This window comes from Nocardia sp. NPDC019395 (assembly GCF_040632335.1).
GTDB lineage: Bacteria > Actinomycetota > Actinomycetes > Mycobacteriales > Mycobacteriaceae > Nocardia.
The window spans coordinates 230,311-254,019 of sequence record NZ_JBEYBT010000002.1 but is presented as its reverse complement, the minus strand read 5'-3'; the positions used below and the strand labels follow the sequence as shown (position 1 = coordinate 254,019).

Sequence of the window (23,709 nt, the reverse complement as noted above, 5' to 3'; positions counted from 1 at the left end):
TTACGCTTCGTTATTCACGAACGGACCCGCGTTTGTTACGCCCGCACCGGAATGTCGCGATCCCATGCGCAATCTGTACCCGATTCGTGACGCGTCCACACACTTCGTGATCGAACCGGACTGTGCCCGCGGTCCCGGAAGTGCTGCACTGGATATCCGACACACTGCCGATATGACCGGAGCAGCCCATGTACTCCTCGGCACGGATCCGATTCGGGCTCAGCGCCTGCGCGCTCGCCGCGGCGGCTGTCTTCGGGCTACCGGCCACTGCCTCGGCGTACATCACCGATATCGGTGTCACCGGCGGATTCGGTCTCGGATTCGTCCAATACGGCGTCGGCTGCACCTACACGGCGGTGGCCGCCGGCGCGCCGGGCGATTCGGTCAGCTTCACGGATCAGATGAACGGGCAGCCCGGCGGCACCTTCGGGCCGGTCGAAGAAGAGGAGCCCGGCCTGTTCACCGCCGACTGGAGTCCGACCGTCACCGGCCCGCATATCGTTTCCGCCGGGGGCGTCTCCACCGAGGTGAATGTCCAGACCGGATACGACTTCGGCATCATCTGCTTCACTCTGCCCAGCTATCTGCGGCTGCCGTTCTGACCGCCGCCACGGGGCACGGTCCCACTCCCCCACGGGGCGCGCACCCACCCTCCCGGCTCCAGCGCGCTTGACAGACTCCGGACTTTTGACAGACTCCGACGAAATCACCCGGCACATCGGGTGGGCGAAGGGAGTTCGGATGGGTGTCTACGCGGTCACCGGGGCAGCGTCGGGTATGGGCAGGGCGGTCGCCGAGAAACTGACGGCCGCGGGCCACCGGGTGATCGGTGTGGATATCCAGGAAGCCGATATCGTCGCCGATCTGTCGACCGCCGCGGGCCGGCGCAGCGCGATCGACGGTGTACTGGCCGCCGCGGACGGCCGGCTCGACGGCGCTGTCTTCGCGGCCGGTCTGGGACCGGTACCCGACCCCGCCAGGCTCCCGGTGATCGCCGCCGTGAACTACCTCGGCACCACCGATTTACTCCAGGGCTGGCGATCGGCCCTGGCGGCCACCGGCGCCGCGCGTGTGGTGGCCTTCGGCAGCAATTCGTCCACAACGGTTCCCGCGGTTCCGGGCCGGACGGTGAAGGCGTTTCTGGCCGGTGATACCGAACGCGCCGTCCGGAGCGTGAAGATCTTCGGCGCCCACGCGGCACCGTTCGTCTACGCGGCGTCGAAGATCGCGGTGAGCCGCTGGGTGCGCCGGCACGCCGTCCGGCCGGAATGGGCGGGTGCCGGTATCCGGCTCAATGTCATCGCGCCGGGCGCGATCCTGACCCCGCTGCTGGAACGTCAACTGGCGAGCCCCGTGGAAGGTAAGGCGGTCAAGGCATTCCCGGTGCCCGCAGGCGGTTTCGGTAAACCCGAGCATATCGCCGACTGGGTTCTGATGATGCTCTCCCCTTCGGCCGAATTCCTCTGCGGCAGCGTCCTTTTCGTAGACGGCGGCACCGACGCGTACTTCCGTCCGGACGACTGGCCCCGAGCCGTCCCGCTGCGCCGAGTAGTGGGCTATCTGCGCAGATTCCGGGGTTTCGCCGCGACCCGGGCATCGTGAGAACGCCGGGTACCGGCCGGATCCGTTCCGGACGGCCGGCAACCGGTCTCACCCCGGCTCGGGCAATTGCAGGGCGTTGAACCAGATCCAGTTCAGGGTCTCCAGCAGCGTCTCGAAACCGATCTTCTCGCCCTCGACGAAAACCAATGAGGCCATCCGGCTGACCATGCTCGACAGCGCCAGCGCCGTCACCCGCGCGTCCAGCCGGGCCGCCACCAGGCCACGCTCCTGCAGATCCCGGATCATGGCCGCGTTGCGGTCGATGAACGCCGAGGCACGTTCGGCGCGCAGGGCCGCGAACTGCTGATCCACCCGGGCTACCTGTTCGAGCGCCGCCATCAGCCGGGCATTGCGCCGGTAGGACCGCAGATATTCACGGTTCGCGGCGGCGATCCAATCGCGCGGATCGTCACTGCCACCCCGGGCCCGGACATGCGGATGCAGCATCTCGTCGCGTACCTGTGCGACGACCTCGGTGAAGATCTCTTCTTTGCTGTCGAAGTAGGTATAAAACGAACCCGACGCGACCCCCGCGGTGCGGGCGATATCGCTGATCCGGGCATCCACGAACCCATCGGATTCGAACACCTGACGTGCCGCGGCGACCAGTGCGCCGCGGGTCCGGATCCCGCGTCGGCTCTTCGGGGCCGGACGGCCGGTGGCCGGTCGCGCGTCCGCTCCGGAAGCGGTCACCGCGCCCGCGGCAGCGCTGTCTTCCTGGACATTCACCGATAATTCGCCGTCCTCGAAGGTTGTCCGGTATGCGAGCGTTCAGGCCGGGAACAGGCGGCCGGTCGCCAGGGTGGTGATCCGGTCGTCGTTTCCGGCATCGCGCAGTGTCGCCCGCCCGACATCGGCCCGCAGGGTCGCGTCCGCGACCACCGGACCCACCCGGGCGGGTTGCAGATAGCGCAGACCCAGGGTGCTCAGGGTCGCGCCGGGAGCCAGCGACAGGATGGCCTCTTCCGCCGCCAGCGCGATCAGGCCCCCGTTGACCGTGCGGGAGGCGTTCAGGCCGTCGTCGGTGCGGGGCAGCACCGCGGTCCCGGGCGCACGGCGCTCACAGCCGGCCCGTTCGGCCAGCGGTACCGCGAGCAGCTGGTCGGAGACCGGCATATCGATGCTCAGACCCTCGGGCAGCCGCAGTTCCTCGTTCGGGGACACCATGAACGATCCGCCACCGAATGCGAAGGGTTCGCCGTCGACCGTCCACTCGACCTCCGCGACGAATACCGAACGCCCCGCTTTGATCTTGCGACCCACGGCCCGCACCTCACCGGCACCGGGCGCGGGGCGGTAGAGATGCACGTCGAGTTCGAGCGTCACCGGCACCCGCGGCCCCAGGGTGACCGCGGCCAGCAGACCGGTCACCGTATCGGTCCAGGTGGCGAGCACCGAGGCGCGGAGCCGCTCGGTACCGGGTACGAACATCTGCGGGGTGATGGTCGCGGCCCCGTGCAGTTCCTCGCCCACCAGGGTCGTCGCGAAGCCCAGCTCCAGCAGGATGTGCTGCCGGCGCCGCGGATCTGTTCCGGTCTCGACCGTCATAGGTTGCCTCCTCGTGAACGTCCGCGGCGGCACCCGAGGCGCACCGGCCGGACCTGTCCAACGTATCCGGAGGCGGGCCGGTGCGCCCGGGTTACGTCTGCCGAGAAGGTGCCGTCAGTTGCCGGCGGCTTCGGCGGCGGCGCGGGCCTTGCCGAGTTCGGCGCGGGCGATGGTCAGTTTGTGCACCTCGTCGGGGCCGTCGGCGATTCGCAGGGTCCGCAGATGGGCGTACATGCTGGCCAGGGGGAAATCCTCGGTGACTCCGGCCGCGCCGTACACCTGGATCGCACGGTCCACGATGCGCAATGCCATCACCGGCGCGGCGATCTTGATGGCCGCGATCTCCGTACGTGCTTCCTTGTTGCCGACCGTATCCATCATCCAGGCCGTTTTCAGGGTCAGCAGCCGCGCCTGTTCGATATCGATCCGGGCCTCGGCGATCCAGTCCCGGATATTGGCTCGTTCGCTGACCTTGCGGCCGAAAGTGGTGCGCGATTCGGCCCGGGCGCACATGAGTTCCAGGGCACGCTCGGCCATCCCGATGGCACGCATCGCGTGGTGGATACGACCCGGCCCCAGCCGCGCCTGGCTGATCGCGAACCCCTCGCCCTCCCCCTTGAGGACATCGGCGAGCGGTACCCGGACATCGGTGAATTCGATTTCGGCGTGACCCTCGCGGTCCACATAACCGAACACCGGAAGGTTGCGCACCACCCGCACCCCGGGGGCGTCGATAGGCACCACCATCATCGACTGCTGCCGGTGTTTGGGCGCCTCCGGATCGGTTTTGCCCATCACGATCAGCACCTTGCAGTTGCGATGCATAGCGTTGGAGGCGAACCACTTCCGGCCGTTGAGTACATAGTGGTCGCCGTCGCGTTCCATCCGCATCTCGACGTTCGTCGCGTCGGAACTGGCGACCCCCGGCTCGGTCATCGCGAACGCCGACCGGATGGTGCCGTCGAGCAGCGGTTCGAGCCAGCGTTCCTTGTGCTCCTGGGTACCGAAGAGGGTGAACACCTCCATATTCCCGGTATCGGGCGCCGAACAGTTGCACGCCTCCGGGGCCAGCGCCGGGCTACGGCCCATGATCTCGGCGAGCGGCGCGTATTCCAGGTTGGTGAGCCCCGGGCCCCATTCCTCGTGCGGGTGGAACAGATTCCACAGGCCGCGCTTCTTGGCCTCGGTTTTCAGGTCCTCGAGGATCTGCGGGTGATGATGCGGGTCGCCGGCGGCAGCCATCTGTTCGGCATAGACAGGTTCGGCCGGGTACACGGATTCGTCCATGAAAGTGAGCAGGGTCTGCCGGTACTCGCGAGCGCGGTCGGTCGAGGTGAACAGTTCCACTGGAGAACTCCGATCTTCGGGGCGTGGCTCGATGCGCCGGAGGCGGGCATTCGACGCCCCCGACGGTAATCGAAGTTGAATCCGGATTCAACTTTTTCGAGCCGGTACAACAGCCCGGGTGACCACTCAGAAATGCGGCGCTGCCTGCACGGACGGATCCGTATAGGCGGCCAGCGGCGCACCCGGCGGGAAGGTCACAGGGAGTGCGGCGAGCGACCGATGGAACGGCCCCGGCCGCCACTGCGGCTCATCGCCGGGGAAATCCGCGTACATCTCCGGCAGCGCGTCCAGCAACTGGTCGATCGCCCCTTCGGCGATGATGTAGGCCAGCGACTGCGCCGGGCAGGCGTGTGGCCCCAGCCCCCATGCCAGATGGGCGCGGTTACCGGTCAGCTCCGCGGACCGGATCGCGGGGTCGTTGTTGCACGCGGCCATGCTGATCACGACCGGTTGATGCGCGGGTAGCCAGACATCGTCGAGCAGTATCGGCATACGCGGATAGGTGATCAGCAGATTCGCCAGCGGCGGGTCGTTGAACAGCACCTCGTCCAAGGCGTCGCGTGAGGTCAGATTGCCGCCCAGCACGCTGCCGCCGAATCGTTCATCGGTGAGGATCAGCAGCAGCGTGTTGGCGATCAGATTCAATTCGAACTCGATCCCCGTGCCGTACACCTGGGCGATGTGCTGGGAGACCTCCTCATCGGATAGTTCGACCGGATGCCGGAGCAGGTCGGAGGTGATGTCACCACCGGGTGCGTCACGTTTGTGCAGCACCAGGTTCATCATGGCCTCGTCCAGCATCCGGCCCCCGGTATCGGTATCCCCCGCTTCCCGCAGCGCCGTTCCCGAGGCGATCTGCCGCACGATCTCCGGAGGGCAGCCGAGCAGGTGGCTGATCACCTCGAATGCCAGCGGGAACACGTACTGCTGGATCAGTTCCGCCTGGCCGTCCGCGCAGAACGAGTTGATCAACGGCCCCGAGATATCCTCGACGATCGTGTGGATCGCGTACATATCCACACCGTCGATACCGTCCGCGACGGCCCGCCGGTAGCGCTCGAGCTCCGGACCGGCACAGCGGCTCGCAACAGGCCGCCACTCCAGCTCCGGCAGTACCGGGCATCCGGCCGGGATCTCTTTGTGCCAGGCCCGTGGGTCGGCGGGGAAACGGTCCGGATCGTTGAGCACACGCAGCGCCGTGGCGTAGCCGATCACCAGCGTGGCGGGCACCCCCGGCGCCAGTTCCACCGGCGCCAGCGACCCGTAGCGGCTGCGCAACTCGCGGTAGACCCGGTGTGGATCGGCGGCGAACTCCGGGAGGTGGAGCGGAACCCGGGGTTCGCCGGGATCGGCCGGCGAACCAGGTGCGACCGGGGCCTGGGCAAGTCTTCGGAAGTCCGATCTGGTCAAGGCGACAAACTCCATACCTGTGGTAGCGGGGCCGATGGGCTTTTTCCACCGGCCGGCACCGGTTCGAGCCTCCTCCTGCTACTGACTCGAGCCGGAACGAGCCGATGGTACGACACCGCAGAGGACACCGCCTCGCGGCGAAATATGTTGCACGCCCGCGCTTTTGACCGCGATTGGACTGGTCCGAACGTTCCGGAGGCGCGCTCACCACCTCGGCACCCCACCTGACCAGGCTCGGCCCCGGTCACCCCGCCCCCGCATATCCGGTGCGCCCCTCGGGCACCCCGCTGCGGCACTGCGGCGCCGGAAATATAATCGCGGGTACCGACCACTGTCGACGAAAGACACCCTCGCATGGTGACGCTATCTGTTCGACATGTTCCGGACGCGGTGTACCGCGCCCTTCGCACTCGCGCGGGCAATCACGGGCGCAGCACTGAGGCGGAGATCCTGGCCATCCTCGAGGATGCGGTGACGCCGCCCGAACGGGCACGCCTGGGCTCGATCCTGGCCGGGACCGGGCTCGACGCCGAGTTGCCCGACGACGACCACAGCAGCCCCGATCCGGACGCCCCCGGGTGACCGGATCCGCCCCCTGAGCGGCCGAGCCGATCAGCCGGCCAGGCCGCGCAGTAATACGTCGAGCCCGCGACGGAATTCCACGTCGGGCGGTAGCGCACGCGCGTCGGTCGCTGTACGGGCTAGTTGCGGGAATCGTTCCGGCACCAATTCGGACATTGCGATCGTGCCCGCCCCGGAGAGCGCCGCGTAGTGCTCGTTCTGCAGGAACCCCAGCAGATAAGCGATGAGGGTGCGCTGCGCGACGACCCGGTCGATACCGGTATGACCTCCCTCGGTGAGCACGGCCAGCATGGTCTCGATCAGCCGCAGCGAACCCGGTGCGGCCTGACGGTGCCGTAGCACCAGCGGCACCACGGCCGGATGCTCGGCCACGGCGATCCGTAAACGGTCCATCAGCACCCGGACGCGGTCCGCCCAGTCCGCGGACGGCAGCGTCAGGTCGACGGACCGGAACACATGATCGACGACGAGCACCTCGAGGGCTTCCCGGTCGGCTACGTACCGGTACAGCCCCATGGTGGCCATACCGAGTTCTCGGGCGACCGCACGCATGGTCAGCGCCGGCAAACCGTCCCGATCGATCACCGCCAGTGCGGCACCCACCAGTTGCTCGTCGGTGAGGGAACGCGGCCTGGGCACGGATTGACAGCGTACTGGATACGCGGATACTGAATCTTAAGCGTACGTTGTACCCCTAAGGAGATCCGATGCCACCGCCGAACCCGGTACCCACCCGCGCCCTCGCAGGGCTCACCGGCGAATCAATACCCGTCCCCGACCCCACACTCCTGACTCATCTCCAGTTCCGGCGCTTCGCCGGCTGCCCGGTCTGCAACCTGCACCTCAGGTCGGTCGTCACCCGAGAGGCCGAGATCCGCGCGGCCGGGATCCGGGAGGTAGTGGTCTTCCACTCCAGGCCCGAAGAACTCCGCAAATACGCCGCCGGCCTACCCCTGGATCTCATCGCCGACCCCGAACGAGAGCTGTATCGCGAATTCGGCGTCGAAAGCGGCGCCCGAGCCCTGCTGGACCCGCGCGGCTGGACGACCATCGCCCGTGCCGTCGGCACCGAACTGGCCGGCCGCGGCGAACGACCGGCTCCCCCGGCCCGCCCCGAGGGCGGCCGGCTGGGACTGCCCGCCGATTTCCTGATCCACCCGGACGGCACCGTGCTCGCCGCGAAGTACGGCGCCCACGTCGACGACCAGTGGTCGGTCGACGAGCTGCTCTCCCTCGCCGCCCACCGCGTTACACCCGCTGCCCCCATTCCCACCATCACACCGGAGGACTGACCCACCATGATGACCCTGGAAATATCGGTCACCGGCCGCGAACTCGACGCCGCGACCGAACACGACCTCGCCGCCCGTGTGCTCGCCGCGCTCACCGGCTACGACAGCGCGCCGGAGGACACCATGGGCAAGGCCCGCGAATTCACCCATGTACTGGTCCACCAACCGCGAACCTGGGTAACCGGCGGCCCGGCAACGGATTCCGCGCCCCGCTACCTGGTGCGACTGACGGTCCCGGGTTCCTGGAGCGGTGACCCGGACTTCGGGAAGCATATCGTCCCGTTGATCACCGAGGCGATCGCCGCCACCGAACCCGACCACGACCGTCTGCGCCGCGAACCACACTGTGTCGTTCAGATCGTGGGCCTGCGCGAACACTGCGTCGGCCTCTCCGGCCGCTCCGTAACCAGCACCGATATCACCCGCCTGATGACCCAGGACTTCCGCGACTCCGGGCAACTGCCCACCGCCCCCGAAGGTTTCACCATCGACCCCACCTGCGGAATGCAGGTGGAATGGGCCACTGCCCAGTTCACCTACACCCATGACGAAGTCGACTACGCATTCTGCGCACCATCCTGTCGCAAGGTCTTCATCGAAGACCACGTCAAGGTCTGACCCACGTCCAGGAGTCACCACGGGCGCCCGCCGCCCCGGAAAACCCGTGGTGGACCCGACGCCCGAAATGTCACGATCGCCGTGCCATGGCGGGTTCCCCCCGCATCGCAACGGAATCTCCACCACCCACCCGGGTCTGGCGTTCCTGGGTCTCGAGTACCAGCGCACCATTCTCTCCGGCACCCTGCACGGCGTAGCGCACGACAGCCGCCATGTGGCCCGGAAGCTCGCGCGATACAGCTGACCGGACCCCGACCGGCCACGAATCCCCGCGCTCGTCACCGCGAGCCGGTGCGGGGGTGTGTTACCGGCCCTGCCGGGCCAGCGCGCGGCCGATTATCCGCACGCCCTCCGCGAAAGCTCCGGGGTTCGGGCCGGAATAGTTGAGACGCAGGTAGGCACCCGTCGGCTCCGCGGGAAACCACTCGTCACCGGGTGCGACGAAGACTCCGTCGTCTTCGCAGTCGCGGACGAGCCGGGCCAGATCGGTGGGTTCGGGGAGCCGCACCCACAGGTGCAGCCCGCCGCGCGGAACCACCTCCAGCTCCGCTTCAGGGAGGTGCTCACGCAGCGCCGCGATCAGGAGGTCACGCCGGTTGGCGAGCTGGCGGCCCAGTGTGCGCAGATGTGTGCGCCATCCGGGATGGGTCACCACATCGAGCGCGACTGCCTGAAGCAGACCGCTCACATACATCGATTCGGCCTGGGCGTCGGCCAGGATCCGCTCCCGCGCCGGACCCCGGGCCACGACGGCGGCGATCCGGACCGACGGGGAAACACTCTTGGTCAGCGACCGCAGGTACACCACATGGCCCGCGTCGTCACGAGCGGCCAGCGGAACCGGAACGGAGTCGATGCCGAAATCGTGGGCCCAGTCGTCCTCGATCAGGAACGCACCGTGCTCACGTACCACCTCCAGCAACCCGGCGGATCGTTCCGAATTCCACTGAGCCCCTGTGGGGTTGGCGAAGTGCGGTTGGGCGTAGAACGCGCGGGCGCCGGTCTGTCCGAACGCTCGTGCCAGATCCTCCGGTCGCGGCCCGCCGGAACCACTGGGGACAGGAACCACTCGCACCCCGGCCCGGTTCGCGGCGAGGATCGCGCCCCAATATGTCGGTGATTCCACCAGCAGGGGACGCCCGGCGCCGACCAGTGACTGGAAGGTCGTGTTCAGCCCGCTCTGACTGCCCGGGAACACGACGACATCACTCGGCGCCGGCGGCATCACTCCGGCCGGTGTCACCGCCGCCAGTTCGGTCGCGAACCAGGCCTGCAGATCCGGTAGGCCACCGCTGGGCGGGCGATTCACCGCGCCGTCGCCGCGGGCGGCACGGGCGAAAGCGCTCCGCACCAGCCGCTCGGGCAGCAGCTCCCGGTCCGGGTAACCCGAGTGCAGGGCGATCCGGTCGTTGGGAACGGTCCGCAGTGCGGTGAACAAGCCCGTCGACCGATTGCGCGGGGCACCCAGCGCCGCGGTCTGCCACCCGTAGTCGTGAGGCCGGGCGGCGCGCACGGTGCGGACGAAAGTTCCTACCCCGGGACGGCTTTCGATCAAACCTCGGGCCGTGAGGATTCGCAGCGCCTTCTGAACAGTGACCGGGCCCGCGGCATAACGCGCCACCAGAGTGCGGGTGGACGGCAGCTGCGTACCGGGTGGGGCCGCGGCGATCCAGTCACTGAGGTCCGCGGCAATCCGGGAGCTGCTATCGTCAGACATGAGAGATAATAGTAGCGCTACCGAAGAAAGTTCCCCCGCGCTATCGCCGATGAGGTCCGGTCCGGCCTGGGGTCTGCTCGGCGTCGTAGCCTTCTCGTTCACGGTCCCGCTCACCAAATACGCGGTCGCCGGAAACGGCCTCTCCCCACTGTTCATCGCCTCCGCACGCGCGATCGTGGCGACCCTGCCGGCGGGAGCCGCGCTGGCCATCACGAGACAGCGCCTGCCGCGCGGCGGGCAGTGGATCCGGCTGGGGGTTGTCGCGGGTGGTGTCGTCGCCGGTTTCCCGTTGCTGACGAGCTTCGCGCTCACCGCGGCCTCGGCCGGCCACAGTGCCGTCGTCATCGCCCTGCTCCCGGCGGCCACCGCCGTGCTGGCAGTTCTGCGCGGACGCGAGCGGCCACCCCGGGCCTTCTGGTTCACGGCACTGGCCGGCACAGTCGCGGCGATCGGATTCGCCGCCTTCCGCGGTGACGGATTCGGCGGGCCACACTGGTCGGATCTCCTGTTGCTCGCCGCGGTCGTCGCGGCGGCCGCCGGGTATGCCGAAGGCGGACTCCTCGCCCGGGAACTGGGTGCCTGGCAGACCATTTCCTGGGCGCTGGTGCTGTCCGCGCCGGTGATGGCCGTGCTCACGGGTATCTCGCTGGCTCAGCAGCAACCAACCGGAGCGCCGACTCAGTGGGCCGCGTTCGCCTACCTCGGAGTGGTGAGCATGTTCCTCGGCTTCCTGCCCTGGTACCGAGGCCTGGCCATCGGCCCGATGACTCAGGTCAGCCAGGTCCAGCTGACCCAGCCGGTGTTCACCCTCTGCTGGGCGGCGCTACTGCTGAACGAGCAGCTCACCTGGGCAACCGCTATCGGCGCCGTCGCCGTGATCGGGTGCGCCGGGAGCGCGGTACGTACCCGGCTGCGTAGGCCCGCGGTTTCCACCGCGATACCCCGCGACCACCGACAGGACGCGAGGCGCTACGCGGTGCGTGATTCCGGGTGACCAGGGTGCCGCGCCGTGGACTCGGCCGCGGCGGCGATCACGGGTAGGCGAGTTCGCGGTAGTTGTCCAGGATCTTCTGGATGGACGAGGTGACCGACAGATCCGCACTGTCCAGCGGCGCCCAGACGTAGTCCGCGTGCGCGCTCAGCACCACCGGGCCGGTCGATTCCACTTCGACGGAGAAGTGCAGCCGCCGCACCGGCTTACCCGCCGGTGACAGATAGTCGAAGTCGCCGACGTGGTGGCGGATATCGGTCACCGTGAGCCCGGTTTCTTCGTATACGCCACGGATCAGGGCACCCGCCACCGATTCCCCCGGTTCCACTGTCGCCCCGGGAAGTTTGCGGGTGGGACGGATCGGGCCGGTGCTCGGCAGTTCGAGCAGCAGCACTTCACCGCCTCGATCGATAACCGCGCCGACGCGCAGCCCGACACCGTCCTGCTCGCCCCGTGGCAGGGTCTCGTCGAACATCGATACCGACATGGGTGGTCTCACCAACCTTCGATCGGGCGGGACTCACCCGAACAGGCATGGGCGAGCAATTCGATATTACCGCGCCGTGACCTACCCATTACACACGTTCACCGGAGTCGAGCGGGTTCTCGGCGCTCGCCCACCGGCGGCGCCGAACGCCGCGAGCGCGTGGCACCGTCGCCCAGCGGGCGGAAAAAGGCCACGTGAACACCATTGCCGACCAGGGAATTCCCCGCATCCGCTGCCGGATTCCGCTGCCCCGGCGGCATATCGACCGCACGGAGACGCAACGCGCCGGCAAGACCCGGGCGGACCACCCGGCAGTCCGCGGAGGTAACTGTGGTTTACACCGGTTTCACGGCGCGGTCGTCACGCGACCATCCAGGTATGACATAAAACACCACACCCACCGGCGCGAGAATCCCGTTCTCGAATTTCAGAGTATTCGTTCCGTGATCCGCTGACGCGACCTAAGCTGAGCGCGTGCCCAAAGATCGTCGATATCGGGTCGTCCAGTGGACGACCGGCAATGTGGGAAAGAGTTCGGTAAGCGCCGTGGTCGCGAATCCGACACTGGAGCTCGTCGGCTGCTACGCGTGGTCACCTGACAAGGTCGGCCGCGATATCGGCGAACTGTGCGGGATCGATCCCGTCGGCATCGCGGCCACCGATGATGTGGACGCACTGCTGGCGCTGAAGCCGGACTGTGTGGTCTACAACCCGATGTGGATCGATGTCGACGAACTGGTCCGGATCCTGGAGGCGGGGGTGGACGTGGTCTCGACCGCCTCGTTCATCACCGGCCATCGCCAAGGGCCCGGACGCGACCGCATCATCGAAGCCTGCCGCCGCGGTGGCGCGACGATGTTCGGTTCGGGAATCAGCCCCGGGTTCGTCAACCTGCTGGCCATCGTCTCGGCCGGAATATGCGACCGCGTCGACAAAGTGACCGTGACCGAAGCCGCGGACACCACGTTCTACGATTCCCCGGCGACCGAACGGCCGGTGGGTTTCGGACAGCCGATCGACCACCCCGGCCTCCCGGATATGACCGCCGAGGGCACCGCGGTATTCGGTGAAGCGGTCCGGTTGATCGCCGACGCACTCGGTGCCGAACTCGACGAGGTGCGCTGCGACGCCGAATACGCGCAGACCACAGCCGATCTGGATCTCGGCTCGTGGACGATCCCCGCCGGTTGCGTGGCCGGTGTGTTCGCGAGCTGGAAGGGTATCGTCGCCGGCCGCACACTGGTCGAGCTGACCGTGCGCTGGCGCAAAGGCCAGACGCTGGAACCCGACTGGAAGATCGATCAGGACGGCTGGGTACTCCAGGTGGACGGCAGGCCGACCGTGAAGAACATCGTGAGCTTCCTGCCACCCGCGGATTTCCAGGCCGAGACCATCGCCGATTTCATGACTCTCGGCCACATCATGACCGCCATGCCGGTGATCAATGCGATACCGGCCGTTGTGGCGGCGCCGCCGGGCATCGCCACCTACAATGATCTGCCGCTCATCCAGCCCCGGGGAGTCGTACCCGGACTCGGCTGACGACCCCCTCGCCCGTAGCCGGTCCATTTGCCCGGTAGCACCTTTCGCCCGCGAACGAGCCTCATCGGAGCCGCTCGAGCGGCCGGTCATGGACGCACAGGCTATTATTCCCACGATGCATTCCGGCGCGAGCGAGCTTTCGGCCGGCCGGTATCGGGGCCTTCACACCAGCAACGGCCCGCAGCGCAGGGGCACGTGCACGGCCGGGCACGACAGCGGCCGGGTGCCGGATATCGAGGGCAGAGGGGACGATATGGACAGGCCGGCATGGGCACCCGAGGGTGTCGACATGATGCAGCCGAGCCCCGCGCGAATGTACGACGCGCTGCTGGGTGGGTCCCATAATTTCGAGGTCGACCGGCAGGCCGCGCAGCGCGGTAGCCGGCTGGTACCGGATCTCCCCCGGCTGGCCCTGAGCAACCGTGCGTTCCTGCGCCGGGCCGTGCGTTTTCTCGCCGACGCGGGAATCACCCAGTTCCTCGATATCGGCTCGGGAATCCCCACCGCGGGCAACGTGCACGAGATCGTCCGGGAGTGCTCCCCGCGGGCCCGGGTGCTCTATGCGGATATCGATCCGGTCGCCGTCGCTCATTCGCGGGCGATTCTGGTGGGCGACCGGCGTTACGGCGCCATAGAAGCCGATCTGCGTGAACCGGACGAGTTGCTGGCCCGAGTCCGCGAAACCGGGCTGATCGATCTCGGACAGCCGGTCGGCATCCTGCTCATCGCCGTACTGCATCTGCTCGCCGACGACGATCTGCCCGCGGCGCGGGTCGGCGCGCTCCGGCACGCGGTACCGGCCGGCAGCTATATCGCCATCTCCCATCTGACCTCCGCGCTGCGTCCGGACGATGCCGCCGCCCTGCACCGATCATCGAGCGAGGGCAACCATGTCGGGATCCAGTTCCGGTCCCGGCCCGCGATCACCGGAATGTTCGACGGCTGGGATCTGGTGGAGCCCGGCGTGGTCGAACTGCCCGACTGGCGACCGGAATCGGACCGCGACCGGCACGAAGTGCCGGGCCGTTCCCTCGGATTGGCCGGGGTGGCATGCAAGTCCTGACCCGGGCAGCGCGGCACGGGCGTTGCGGGTGACGGCACGGGACCTCGCGGTCGGCTGGGCCGATGCCCTCGACGGCACGGTGGCACCCACGTTGACGCGGGACCGTATCGAAGATCTGCTGACCGCTCTGGTCGAGCGGCTGTTCGAGGCGCTGAGCGGTACCGCCGAACCCGAGAGCGCGCAACGCGTCGCCGAGGCGCTGGTCGCGGCGAACTACCGCGATCCGCGGGTGGTCGGGCGGACGATCCCGCTGATCTGCCGGGAGCTGGCCGATCATATCCGCGCGAACGACGGTGACAACGGCACCGTGGACCAGCGCGCCGTACTCGTCGCCGCCGAGTTCGCCACGGGTTTCACGGCGGCCCTGCGCTCGGTGTCGTTATCGGAGCAGGAATCCACCCTGGCGGCAGCGCTGGCCACCGCCCAGGAAGCCGAGCGGCGCCGTGAACTGTCCGAGGCCCGGTTCGCCGCGATTTTCGCGGGCGCCTCGGTGGGCATCGGCACCGTCGACACCCACGGTCAGGTCGTCGAGGCGAATACCGCGTTCGCGGAAATGCTCGGCGTCGATGTCGCGCAGATGCCCGGCCGGCCGGTATCCGATCTGGTGGGGCAGGCCAATATCGGCGAAGCCTATTCACGGATGACGCATCTGCTGGCGGGAAGTATCGACCGTTTCCGGCTGGAACTCGACCATCGCCGCCCCGACGGTTCGGCCACGGGTATCGACCTGTCGATGTCGGCGGTCCGCGACCACAGCGGGCAGGTCCGTTTCCTGATCGGCGTGGCGGTCGATGTCACCGAGCGCCGGGAACTGGCGGCCCGTCTCTGGTACGACGCCAACCACGACGAATTGACCGGACTGCCCAACCGCGGTCATTTCTTCGACCGGCTGGCCGGGGCGACTCCACCGGTCGGCGTGGCCTACCTGGACCTGGACGGGTTCAAGGAGGTCAACGATCAGTGGGGGCATACCGTCGGCGACGAAGTGCTGCGGATCGTCGGCGCGCGGTTGCGCCATACCGTCACCGCGGCGGGCGGACTCGCGGCCCGCCTGGGCGGCGACGAATTCATCGCCGTGATCGAGGAGTGCACCGGAACCGGCGAGTTATCGGCACTCAGTACCGATCTGCTCGCCGCGCTCACCGTGCCGATGGAGATCCGCGGCCGGACGATCACTATCGGCGCGAGTATCGGCACGGTGTATCTCGAGGATGCTCCGACGGAGATCGACGAGGCGATGCAGGCCGCCGATACCGCCATGTACCGCAATAAATCCGCCCGTTCCCGCTCCTGACCGGTGCGGTCCGCGGCCACATTCGATTCCTTGACATTTTATGAAGACCGGTCTACTTTTCAGTCATGGGTACCAAAGGGGCCGAAACCAGGCAGCGCATGATCGAGGCGACTCGTTCGTCCATCGAGCGCCGCGGATACTTCGGCACCGGGCTCAACCAGATCCTGTCCGACAGCGATACCCCGCGTGGTTCGCTGTACTTCCATTTCCCCGGCGGTAAGGACGAACTCGTCGCCGCGGCGATCACTCAGCCCTCAGGGGTGATCGACTCCGCGATCGCGGCCGCCGATATCACCGATCCGGCCGCCGCGGTCACCGAGTTGATCACACTGCTGGGCGACCGCCTCGAGGCGTCCGGCTGGGAATGCGGCTGCCCGGTCGCGACCGTCGCACTGGAGACAGCCGCCACCAACGACACCGTGCAGCGGGCCTGCGCCCAGGTGTACGAACGTTGGACCGAGACCCTGCGCATCGGCCTGCACGCCGCGGGATACCGGGACGCGGAGGATCTGGCGGTGTCACTACTGGCCCTGATCGAGGGCGCACTACTGCTCGCCCAGACCCATCGCGACCGGGAACCGCTGAACCGCGCGGCCCGGGTCGCGCGAAGTCTGCTCTGACCCGATATCCATCCGCGCGGCCACCCGCCGGCTGCTCGATCAGGTCACGGTGCCGGTGCACATCATCGCCGGCTCCCGCGACCCACTCACTTACCCGGTATCCGCACCGACCACGGTGATCGACGGGGCCGGCCACTACCCCCACCTCACCCACCCCGAACAGCTGACCGAGGTACTGGACTCTGTGCGCAACCAGTTACCGCGCGACGCAGTGACGCCCGGGCGGCAGACGATCCGGCATTCCGCCCGGGCGTAACCCTGGGGGCGCGAATGTCCCGAGAAGGCACGGATCCCACTGCACAGGAAGGGTTTACGAATGAACCGGTGGCAGTGTGGGCAATACCGTCCGGGGATCCACGCCCGCGAATGCCAGCGATATGAACAACCCCGCCGCCTCGTCGAGCTGGCGGGCCCGGGACAAACCGCCCACCACGGCCGGTACCGCGCCCGTATCGCGCACCAAGGTTTCGGCTACGGCGAGGGCCGCCGGGTCGTCCCCGCAGAGCGGCACCGTGGTCGGCCCCGGGCCGGAAACACCCCACTGCGTCGACGGAACCATATGGAAGCCCTTCACCACCCGGCTGCCCGGCGCTGTCGCGGCAATACGGTCCGCGGTGGACGCACCGGGTTCGGTGAGCAGCACACCCACACCGTGTTCGACCGCGTTGATCGGGTCGATCACCGTGACCCCCGCCAACGATCCGTGCACCGCCCCCGCGTCCCGCAGCATATCGTCGATACCGCCCCACGGAACCGCGAGCAGTACCGCGTCGGCGTCGTACACCGCCCGGCGCGGGGCGGCGGCCCGCGCCGCCCCGCCGAGCCGGTCTGCCAGGGCGGCCGCTCTATCCGCCGACCGTCCCGCCACCGTCACCCGGTGCCCTGCCCGCACCCAACACCCACCGAGGGCCTCGGCCAGGTTGCCCGTTCCCAGTATTCCGATACGCAACGTCGTACTCCTCCACATCCGTGTTCTCCGTCCGACGGCTACCGTAGGAACTCCGTTACGCACCGAACGGTGCGAATCGACCGACGACCCTGGTGAGCGATGACCACCGACAACCGCCATGAGCCGATCGCCGATTGCCGCCTGCGCGGGGCGCTGGACCTGTTCGCCCACACCTGGGATCCGGTCGTCCTGGCCGCCCTGCGTGACGGCCCCCGGCGGCGGGCCGCGCTGCGCGCCGGAATCGGGAGTATCAGCGATAAGGCATTGACCGAAGCCCTGCGGCGGCTGCTGGCCCGCGGTCTGGTGTCCCGGCAACCCCACCCGGGGGCACCGCCGCGGGTGGAGTACGAAATCACCGCGCTGGGCGCGAGCCTGGTTGCGGGCCCGCTCGAATCGCTCGCCGAGTGGGTTCGTAGCTACGGTGATCAACTCCGGCTCCCGGAGGAGACGGCCGTGCCGCTGCGCCGGACCAGGTGAGACCGCTACCCACCGCGTGCCCACGATGCGGCCGCGCCGGAACCGGCTCTATCGGGTCATCGGGGCGAATGTGGGCCGGCTGCTCTGTTCGTCCAGCAGATCGCCGGCGATCTTGTCCAGTGCCAGGTCGAGTTCGGCCCGGTCGGCGGGATCGTCGAAGGTCCAGTCCTCGAGCTTCTCGTCGAGCCAGCCGCGCCAGACGCGCCGGAATCGCTGGGCCTGCCGCGCACCGCTGTCGGTCAGGTTCAGCGAATCCCCGTCGATCGTCACGAATCCGGCCTGCGCGGCCTGCCGGTAGACCGGCTCCAGCACATCCACCGGGACCATATGGTCCTCCGCGATACCCGTCAGCCTCGCCCCGCCACGCACCCGGGCGCGCAGGTATACCGCGCCGATAGCCCAGGCGAGTGACTCCGGGACCGCCCCGCTCGTCATCTCGTGCACCGAAGGTCCCGGTGGGCCCGTCTTTTTCCGCTGCTCCCGGCGCAGCACCTGGGCGATGGCATGTTCGAGCTGAGCGACCCGGTCCGCGGAATCGGGCATCGAGAACCCCTCCCCGAGTTCCGTGGCCCGGGCCCGGGTGCTGTCGCGCAGCGGTATCTCACGCAGGAACCAGGCCACCACGAATCCGACCAGCGCCACCGGCACCACCCACCGGAAGACATTGTCGATCGCGGCCGTATACGCCGCCACGATCGGCGCCGCCAGATCCTCGGGTAATTCCCGCAGCGCCGCCGGGCTCTGCGCGATTTCCGGGGGGATCCCGGTTTCGGCCAGCGCCGCGGACAGCGCCGGATCGAGTTTCCCCGTGTAGAGGGTGCCGAATACCGCCGTACCGACGGCGCTTCCGATCGTCCGGAAGAAGGTGACTCCGGAGGTCGCGGTACCCAGCTGGGCGTAGGGCACGGTGTTCTGCACGACGATGGTGAGCACCTGCATGGACAGTCCGATACCGAGACCGAATACCAGCATGTACAGCGATTCCAGCCAGATTCCGGTATCCCGCTCCATCGTCGACATCAGATACAGGCCCAGCGCCATCACCGCGGCACCCGCGATCGGGAAGGGTTTGTACCGGCCCGTGGTCGAGACGAGATTGCCGGAGATGATCGAGGTGACCAGCAGGCCGAGCACCATCGGCAAAGTGCGTAATCCGGATACGGTCGCCGAGACACCGTCCACGTACTGCAGATACGTGGGCAGGTACGTCATGGCACCGAGCATCGTGAACCCCACGATGAAACTGAGGATCGAGCACACCGTGAACACCCGGTTGCGGAACAGGCCCATGGGCAGCATCGGCTCGGGCACTCTGGTCTCCACCAGGACGAACGCCCCCAGCAGCACAACGGATCCCGCGAACAGGCCGATGATCATCGGCGATCCCCAGGCGTATTCGGAACCACCCCATTCCAATCCGAGGATCAACGCGGCCACCCCGAGCGCGACCAGCGCGATACCGAGGTAGTCGACGATCGGGCGCACGGCCGGGCGCACCGTCGGAATGGTTTTGGCGGCGAGCGCGATCATCACCACCGCGATCGGAACGTTCACGTAGAAACACCAGCGCCAGCTGGCGTGATCGGTGAACAGACCACCCAGGGTCGGTCCGAGGACGGTGGTGACCCCGAAAACCGCCCCCATCGCACCCTGATACTTACCGCGCTGCCGCAACGGGATGACATCGGCGATCAACGCCATCGCGGTCACCATCAGTCCACCGCCACCGACCCCCTGGATCCCCCGGGCGATGATCAACGTCAGCATGTCCTGCGCGAACCCGGCCAGTACCGACCCGGCGATGAAGACCACCGCGCTGAGCTGGAAGACGAGTTTGCGGCCGAAGAGGTCGCCGAATTTACCGGCCAGCACCGTGGCGACGGCCTCGGTGAGCATATAGGCGGTGACCAGCCAGGCCATATGACCGGCGCTGCCGAGATCGGCGACGATCGTCGGAAGCGTGGTCGCCACGATCGTCTGGTCCAGCGCGGCCATCAGCATGCCCAGCACGATCGTGACGAACACGATGTTGCGGCGGCGGGGATCCAGCGTCGGCGCGGTGTCGGGGGCCTCGCGGATGCCGGTCATCCGCCGAGTATCGGCGATAGAACCTGCCGAAACGAGGGGACACGCCTGGTAGTGGCCCTTCGAGGAGCTCGCACGCCGATGCGGACTCATGCCCTCGTTCGCGGTCGGTAGGGTCGGAAACGTGACGATGATCGAGATATCGCTTCCCGGTGGCAGTGCAGAGGCTTATACGTCCGGCGGGTCCGGTCCGGGTGTTCTGCTGTACCAGGACGTGATCGGTCTGCGTCCGCAGATCGAGCGGATGGCGGACCGGATCGCGTCGTGGGGCTATGTTGTGCTGGCGCCGCATATTTTCTGGCGGGACGGGAGTGCCGCGGACCTCGCGCCCACCGTCGACCTGCGCGATCCGAATTCCCGTGCGGCGTTCTTCTCCTCCGGAGTGGCCGAGCGGATGGCCGGACTCACCCCGGAGATTCTGCGGGCCGACGGCGAGGTGTGGCTCGAAACCCTGCACGGACTGCCCGGCGTCACGGGAACCGCCGTCGGCGTGACCGGTTATTGTTTCGGCGGCCGTATCGCGCTGCGCCTGGCCGCGCACCGCCCGGACGAGGTGGCCGCGATCGGCTTGTTCCACACCGGCGGGATCGTCACCGACGACACCGACAGTCCGCTCACCGAGGTTCCCCGGATCCGGGCCGCCGTGCTGGCCGGGCACGCCGACAACGACGGCTCCAACACTCCGGAACAGATCGCCGTGTTCGACTCCGCGCTGGAAGCCGCGGGTATCGACCACCGCACCGCGGTCTACCCGGACGCCCCGCACGGCTACACCATGGCCGATACCGCCTCGTACCAGGAAGCCGGCGCCGAACGGCACTACCGGGAGCTGCGGGAACTGTTCGACCGCACCCTGAAGCGGTAAGCGCCGGGGAAAGCCTCACCCGCGACGGGTGACGACGGCCCGGTCCCCCGGCGCCTAGCGTTCGCCCATGGCCCGACCCCACTCAGCCGCCGAGCCCCGGGTGTCCGAACGCGCCGGTCACACGGAACGCACCGAGTACGGAGCCCGGCAGCGCGACCGGGTCTCATTCGAGGCGCTCGCGACCGTGGATTCCGGCGACGACCGCGATCCGCTGGGTCTCCTCGAATCCCAGGCCGGTACCCGGCTGCCCGAGCTGGTACCCGTGCGCTACGGCCGGATGGCGTCCTCGCCGTTCGCGTTCTTCCGGGGTGCCGCGCTGGTGATGGCCGACGATCTGGCGCGGACTCCGAGCACCGGCCTGCACACCCAATTGTGCGGGGACGCGCATCTCAGCAATTTCGGCCTGTTCGCGACACCCGAGCGGCGGCTCGCCTTCGACGTCAACGATTTCGACGAAACCTATCCGGGTCCCTTCGAATGGGATGTCAAACGACTCGTCGCGAGCCTGGCGGTCGCCGGTCGCGATAACGGCTTCAAGACCAAACACCGCCACCGGATCGTCCGGGCCTGTTCGGCCGAATACCGCGAAACCATCACCTATCAGGCCGGACTCGGCGAGCTTCCGGTCTGGTATGCCCATATCGAGGCCGCCCGGGAGATGGCCGAACTCCGTGAGGTCCTCGATGCCTCGACCCGGAAACGGGTGGCGAAGACGATCGACAAGGCGTGGGGCCGCGACAGTGCGCACGCGCTGTCGAAACTGACCACCACCGACGCCGAGGGCCGGCCGCGGATCGTCAGCATGCCACCGCTGATCGTGCCGGTGGAGGAACTGTTCACCCATGCCGATGCCGATCAGGTGCACCGGACGATGACGAAACGACTGGTCGCCTATCGGGCCACCCTGCAACCCGACCGTGGATTCCTGCTCGACCGGTTCGACTATGTGCACGCCGCGCGCAAGGTCGTCGGGGTGGGCAGTGTGGGCACCCGCTGCTGGATCGTCCTGTTACGCGGCGCCGGCGGCGATCCACTCTTCCTGCAGGCCAAGGAGGCACAGCCCTCGGTTCTTGCCCGCTACCTCGACGGACCGTCGTACACGAATCAGGCCGAACGGGTGGTGACCGGGCAGCGGCTCATGCAGGCGGCCAGCGATATATTCCTCGGCTGGCAGCAGGGGCCCGACGCCGACGGGGTGCCGCGCGACTTCTATATCCGCCAACTCCGCGACGGTAAGGGTTCCGCCGAGATCGAGACCATGTCACCCGACCTGATGGCACTCTACGGGCGTTTGTGCGCACGAGTACTCGCCCAGGCGCACGCCCGCGGCGGCGACCGTTTCGCGCTCGCGGGCTATCTGGGGTCCGGCGACGACTTCGACGAGGCGATGGCCGCTTTCGCCGAGGACTACGCCGAGCAGAGCGCCCGTGACCACGCCGCACTGCTGCGCGCGATATCGGACGGCCGCATCATCGCGGCACCGGTGAGCGAATAGCGGACCCCGAAAGCCCGTTCGCACTCGGTCAGTTCACCACGGCGAGCGCGAAACCGTCCCAGCCCTTGGACCCCACCGTCTGCACGACGGTGGCGTCCAGGCGCGGCTCGTCGGCCAGCAGTTCCACCAGTTCCCGGCCCGCCCGTACCGCGGCGTCGTCGGACGCGTCATCGGCCAGCCGGCCCCCGCGCACCACATTGTCGACGATGATCACCGCCCCCGGCCGGGTCAACCGCACGTAGTTGCTGTTGTTCACCTTGTCGGCGTCGATGAAGACCAGGTCGAACGGGTCCGGTCGCTCATCGGCCAGCAGCGGCAGGTTCTCGATCGCCGGTCCGATCCGGATATCGACCAGATTCCCGACTCCGGCCCGGTTCAGATTCTCGCGTGCGACCTGGGCGTGCCGGGGCTCGTATTCGAGTGTGGTCACCCGGCCCTGGTCACCGACCGCGCGGGCCAGCCACAGGGTGCTGAATCCGCCCAGCGTGCCGATCTCCAGCACCCGCCGGGCACCCGCCGATCTGGCGAGCAGATACAGGAATTTGCCCTGAGCCGCGGAAACGTCGATGGCCGGCAGCCCCGCCTCCGCGTTCGCCGCCAGGGTCGCACTCGCCTCGGGATCCCGCACCAGATGATCCACCACGTACCGGTCCACATCCGCCCAATCGGGTGTACTCATACCCGCAGTCTGCCACCCGTGCGGCCCGGGCGCCGCGCACGGCGAGCACCACGATTTTCGCCGGAAACGCAGTCCGGTTATCCGGCTAGGAGGACACCCGGTCACCGTCGCCGAGCACAGCCGACAGTGCGGCGAGCCGCGCCTTCAAGTAGGTGCGCGAAACGTCCGCGGCGGCTTCGACCAAATCGAATCCGTGGTACGCCCCCTCGACCTCGTACACCTCGCACGGCACACCCGCGGCACGTAACCGGTCGGCATAGGCGAGGTCTTCGGCGTGGAAGAGGTCGTTGGTACCGGCGCCGATCCAGGCCGGCGGCAGACCGGCGAGATCCTCGCAACGTCCCGGAACGGCCAGCGGCGGAACCTCGCCGGTCGCCGCGGCACCCAGGTAGGAGGACCAGCCGAATCGGTTGTTCCGAGGGCTCCACATACGCATCCGGCGCGGATGGCTGTCGGCCCGCGCGGAGGTTCGGTCGTCGAGCATGGGGTAGGACAGCAGTTGGAACACCGGGCGTACCTCGCCGCGGTCTCTGGCCAGCAGCGCGAGCGCCGCCGCCAGTCCACCGCCCGCGCTCTCGCCCGCGATGGCGATACGGTCCGGGTCGACGTCCGGTTGCGCGGCCAGCCAGCGCAGTCCGGCGTAGCAATCCTCCAGTGGTGCCGGGTAGGGATTTTCCGGTGCGAGCCGGTATTCCACCGACGCCGCCACGATCCCGAGCCGGTCGGCGACCAGCCGGCAGAACCGGTCCCCCATCGCGGCGTTGCCGATGACGTAGCCGCCGCCGTGGATGAACAGCAGCGCCGGCGCGGGCCCCGCGGTCGCGGCGGGACGGAAGACTCGTGCCGTCACTGTCTCGTCGATCCGCTCGATCCTTCCGCCCGCCGGCTGCGTTTTCCCGGAGCGAACCTGCAGGCGGCGGATGAGAGGCAGCGTGCGCGGGGTCACGATCGACCGGGGCAGCAGCCGGGCCCGGCGCAGTTCGGGGTGGAAAACATCAGAAGGCATCGACGAGCCATCCTCTCGCTGTCGAACGGGCGCGGATCTA

General features: G+C 68.1%; 26 protein-coding genes. 15 read left to right on the top strand and 11 right to left on the bottom strand.

Annotation, left to right across the window (positions count from 1 at the left end; genetic code table 11):
• The first annotated feature begins 188 nt into the window (after nt 1-188).
• Nucleotides 189-602, top strand: coding sequence for a hypothetical protein (locus tag ABZ827_RS09880; RefSeq protein ID WP_357235252.1), 414 nt, complete (start codon nt 189-191; stop codon nt 600-602).
• Between the two features lie 139 nt (nt 603-741).
• The gene (locus tag ABZ827_RS09875; protein ID WP_357235250.1) at nt 742-1,602 is read left to right on the top strand and encodes an SDR family oxidoreductase; all 861 of its coding nucleotides are present in this window, start codon (nt 742-744) and stop codon (nt 1,600-1,602) included.
• A 48-nt stretch (nt 1,603-1,650) separates the two neighbouring features.
• Here ABZ827_RS09875 and ABZ827_RS09870 read toward each other — a convergent pair whose 3' ends face one another.
• The 4 genes from ABZ827_RS09870 to ABZ827_RS09855 form a co-directional block, all read right to left on the bottom strand.
• Complete coding sequence (locus tag ABZ827_RS09870; protein WP_357235247.1) at nt 1,651-2,331, bottom strand: TetR/AcrR family transcriptional regulator; 681 nt, start codon at nt 2,329-2,331, stop codon at nt 1,651-1,653.
• 42 nt (nt 2,332-2,373) lie between these two features.
• The gene (locus ABZ827_RS09865) at nt 2,374-3,150 is read right to left on the bottom strand and encodes a hotdog domain-containing protein (RefSeq protein WP_357235245.1); all 777 of its coding nucleotides are present in this window, start codon (nt 3,148-3,150) and stop codon (nt 2,374-2,376) included.
• Nucleotides 3,151-3,264: 114 nt separating this feature from the next.
• Nucleotides 3,265-4,497, bottom strand: a complete 1,233-nt coding sequence (locus ABZ827_RS09860; protein ID WP_357235242.1) for an acyl-CoA dehydrogenase family protein — start codon at nt 4,495-4,497, stop codon at nt 3,265-3,267.
• Between the two features lie 126 nt (nt 4,498-4,623).
• Nucleotides 4,624-5,907 carry a cytochrome P450 gene (locus ABZ827_RS09855; RefSeq protein ID WP_357235239.1) on the bottom strand — a complete coding sequence of 428 codons (1,284 nt, stop codon included), beginning with the start codon at nt 5,905-5,907 and terminating at the stop codon, nt 4,624-4,626.
• A gap of 357 nt (nt 5,908-6,264) precedes the next feature.
• Between ABZ827_RS09855 and ABZ827_RS09850 the strand changes: the two genes are divergently transcribed.
• A complete protein-coding gene (locus tag ABZ827_RS09850; protein WP_357235236.1) occupies nt 6,265-6,489 on the top strand; it encodes an Arc family DNA-binding protein in 225 nt (74 codons plus the stop codon).
• A 30-nt stretch (nt 6,490-6,519) separates the two neighbouring features.
• On the opposite strand, the gene ABZ827_RS09845 is transcribed toward ABZ827_RS09850, so the two are convergent.
• The gene (locus ABZ827_RS09845; RefSeq protein WP_357235234.1) at nt 6,520-7,128 is read right to left on the bottom strand and encodes a TetR/AcrR family transcriptional regulator C-terminal domain-containing protein; all 609 of its coding nucleotides are present in this window, start codon (nt 7,126-7,128) and stop codon (nt 6,520-6,522) included.
• Nucleotides 7,129-7,196: 68 nt separating this feature from the next.
• On the opposite strand from ABZ827_RS09845, the gene ABZ827_RS09840 reads away from it, so the two are divergent.
• Genes ABZ827_RS09840 through ABZ827_RS09830 form a run of 3 tightly spaced genes read left to right on the top strand, consistent with a single transcriptional unit; the run spans nt 7,197 to nt 8,643 of the window.
• Nucleotides 7,197-7,781 (top strand): peroxiredoxin-like family protein, encoded by a 585-nt coding sequence (locus ABZ827_RS09840; RefSeq protein WP_357235231.1) that lies wholly within the window; start codon nt 7,197-7,199, stop codon nt 7,779-7,781.
• A 6-nt stretch (nt 7,782-7,787) separates the two neighbouring features.
• The gene (locus ABZ827_RS09835) at nt 7,788-8,399 is read left to right on the top strand and encodes an ATPase (RefSeq protein ID WP_357235228.1); all 612 of its coding nucleotides are present in this window, start codon (nt 7,788-7,790) and stop codon (nt 8,397-8,399) included.
• Between the two features lie 46 nt (nt 8,400-8,445).
• Nucleotides 8,446-8,643, top strand: a complete 198-nt coding sequence (locus tag ABZ827_RS09830) for a hypothetical protein (protein ID WP_357235225.1) — start codon at nt 8,446-8,448, stop codon at nt 8,641-8,643.
• 60 nt (nt 8,644-8,703) lie between these two features.
• On the opposite strand, the gene ABZ827_RS09825 is transcribed toward ABZ827_RS09830, so the two are convergent.
• Complete coding sequence (locus tag ABZ827_RS09825; RefSeq protein ID WP_357235222.1) at nt 8,704-10,116, bottom strand: PLP-dependent aminotransferase family protein; 1,413 nt, start codon at nt 10,114-10,116, stop codon at nt 8,704-8,706.
• A gap of 49 nt (nt 10,117-10,165) precedes the next feature.
• On the opposite strand from ABZ827_RS09825, the gene ABZ827_RS09820 reads away from it, so the two are divergent.
• Nucleotides 10,166-11,110: a DMT family transporter gene (locus tag ABZ827_RS09820; protein ID WP_357235219.1), complete on the top strand. Its 945-nt coding sequence runs from the start codon at nt 10,166-10,168 to the stop codon at nt 11,108-11,110.
• A gap of 37 nt (nt 11,111-11,147) precedes the next feature.
• Here ABZ827_RS09820 and ABZ827_RS09815 read toward each other — a convergent pair whose 3' ends face one another.
• On the bottom strand, nt 11,148-11,594 hold the full coding sequence (locus tag ABZ827_RS09815) for an NUDIX hydrolase (RefSeq protein WP_357235216.1): 447 nt from the start codon (nt 11,592-11,594) through the stop codon (nt 11,148-11,150).
• Nucleotides 11,595-12,068: 474 nt separating this feature from the next.
• Here ABZ827_RS09815 and ABZ827_RS09810 point away from each other — a divergent pair, with 474 nt between their 5' ends.
• The 5 genes from ABZ827_RS09810 to ABZ827_RS09790 all read left to right on the top strand — a co-directional run bounded on the left by ABZ827_RS09810 (nt 12,069) and on the right by ABZ827_RS09790 (nt 16,369).
• Entirely contained in the window at nt 12,069-13,136 is a 1,068-nt protein-coding gene (locus ABZ827_RS09810) for a dihydrodipicolinate reductase (protein ID WP_357235213.1), read from the top strand.
• A 253-nt stretch (nt 13,137-13,389) separates the two neighbouring features.
• Entirely contained in the window at nt 13,390-14,199 is an 810-nt protein-coding gene (locus ABZ827_RS09805) for an SAM-dependent methyltransferase (protein WP_357235906.1), read from the top strand.
• A 28-nt stretch (nt 14,200-14,227) separates the two neighbouring features.
• Nucleotides 14,228-15,493, top strand: coding sequence for a sensor domain-containing diguanylate cyclase (locus ABZ827_RS09800; protein ID WP_357235210.1), 1,266 nt, complete (start codon nt 14,228-14,230; stop codon nt 15,491-15,493).
• Nucleotides 15,494-15,558: 65 nt separating this feature from the next.
• Entirely contained in the window at nt 15,559-16,113 is a 555-nt protein-coding gene (locus ABZ827_RS09795) for a TetR/AcrR family transcriptional regulator (protein WP_357235207.1), read from the top strand.
• Between the two features lie 55 nt (nt 16,114-16,168).
• Nucleotides 16,169-16,369 carry a hypothetical protein gene (locus ABZ827_RS09790; RefSeq protein WP_357235205.1) on the top strand — a complete coding sequence of 67 codons (201 nt, stop codon included), beginning with the start codon at nt 16,169-16,171 and terminating at the stop codon, nt 16,367-16,369.
• 54 nt (nt 16,370-16,423) lie between these two features.
• On the opposite strand, the gene ABZ827_RS09785 is transcribed toward ABZ827_RS09790, so the two are convergent.
• The gene (locus ABZ827_RS09785; protein ID WP_357235203.1) at nt 16,424-17,062 is read right to left on the bottom strand and encodes an NAD(P)-binding domain-containing protein; all 639 of its coding nucleotides are present in this window, start codon (nt 17,060-17,062) and stop codon (nt 16,424-16,426) included.
• A 99-nt stretch (nt 17,063-17,161) separates the two neighbouring features.
• Between ABZ827_RS09785 and ABZ827_RS09780 the strand changes: the two genes are divergently transcribed.
• Nucleotides 17,162-17,539, top strand: a complete 378-nt coding sequence (locus ABZ827_RS09780) for a helix-turn-helix domain-containing protein (protein WP_357235201.1) — start codon at nt 17,162-17,164, stop codon at nt 17,537-17,539.
• A 48-nt stretch (nt 17,540-17,587) separates the two neighbouring features.
• Here ABZ827_RS09780 and ABZ827_RS09775 read toward each other — a convergent pair whose 3' ends face one another.
• Nucleotides 17,588-19,627: an MDR family MFS transporter gene (locus ABZ827_RS09775; protein ID WP_357235198.1), complete on the bottom strand. Its 2,040-nt coding sequence runs from the start codon at nt 19,625-19,627 to the stop codon at nt 17,588-17,590.
• Between the two features lie 127 nt (nt 19,628-19,754).
• Here ABZ827_RS09775 and ABZ827_RS09770 point away from each other — a divergent pair, with 127 nt between their 5' ends.
• Together ABZ827_RS09770 and ABZ827_RS09765 are read left to right on the top strand one after the other, a co-directional pair.
• Nucleotides 19,755-20,489, top strand: coding sequence for a dienelactone hydrolase family protein (locus ABZ827_RS09770; protein ID WP_357235904.1), 735 nt, complete (start codon nt 19,755-19,757; stop codon nt 20,487-20,489).
• Nucleotides 20,490-20,556: 67 nt separating this feature from the next.
• On the top strand, nt 20,557-21,984 hold the full coding sequence (locus ABZ827_RS09765) for a DUF2252 domain-containing protein (RefSeq protein WP_357235195.1): 1,428 nt from the start codon (nt 20,557-20,559) through the stop codon (nt 21,982-21,984).
• A gap of 28 nt (nt 21,985-22,012) precedes the next feature.
• Here the strand turns inward: ABZ827_RS09765 and ABZ827_RS09760 are convergent, their stop codons facing one another.
• Together ABZ827_RS09760 and ABZ827_RS09755 are read right to left on the bottom strand one after the other, a co-directional pair.
• Nucleotides 22,013-22,663, bottom strand: a complete 651-nt coding sequence (locus ABZ827_RS09760) for an O-methyltransferase (RefSeq protein ID WP_357235192.1) — start codon at nt 22,661-22,663, stop codon at nt 22,013-22,015.
• A gap of 85 nt (nt 22,664-22,748) precedes the next feature.
• Complete coding sequence (locus ABZ827_RS09755) at nt 22,749-23,669, bottom strand: alpha/beta hydrolase (protein WP_357235189.1); 921 nt, start codon at nt 23,667-23,669, stop codon at nt 22,749-22,751.
• Nucleotides 23,670-23,709 lie beyond the last annotated feature (40 nt).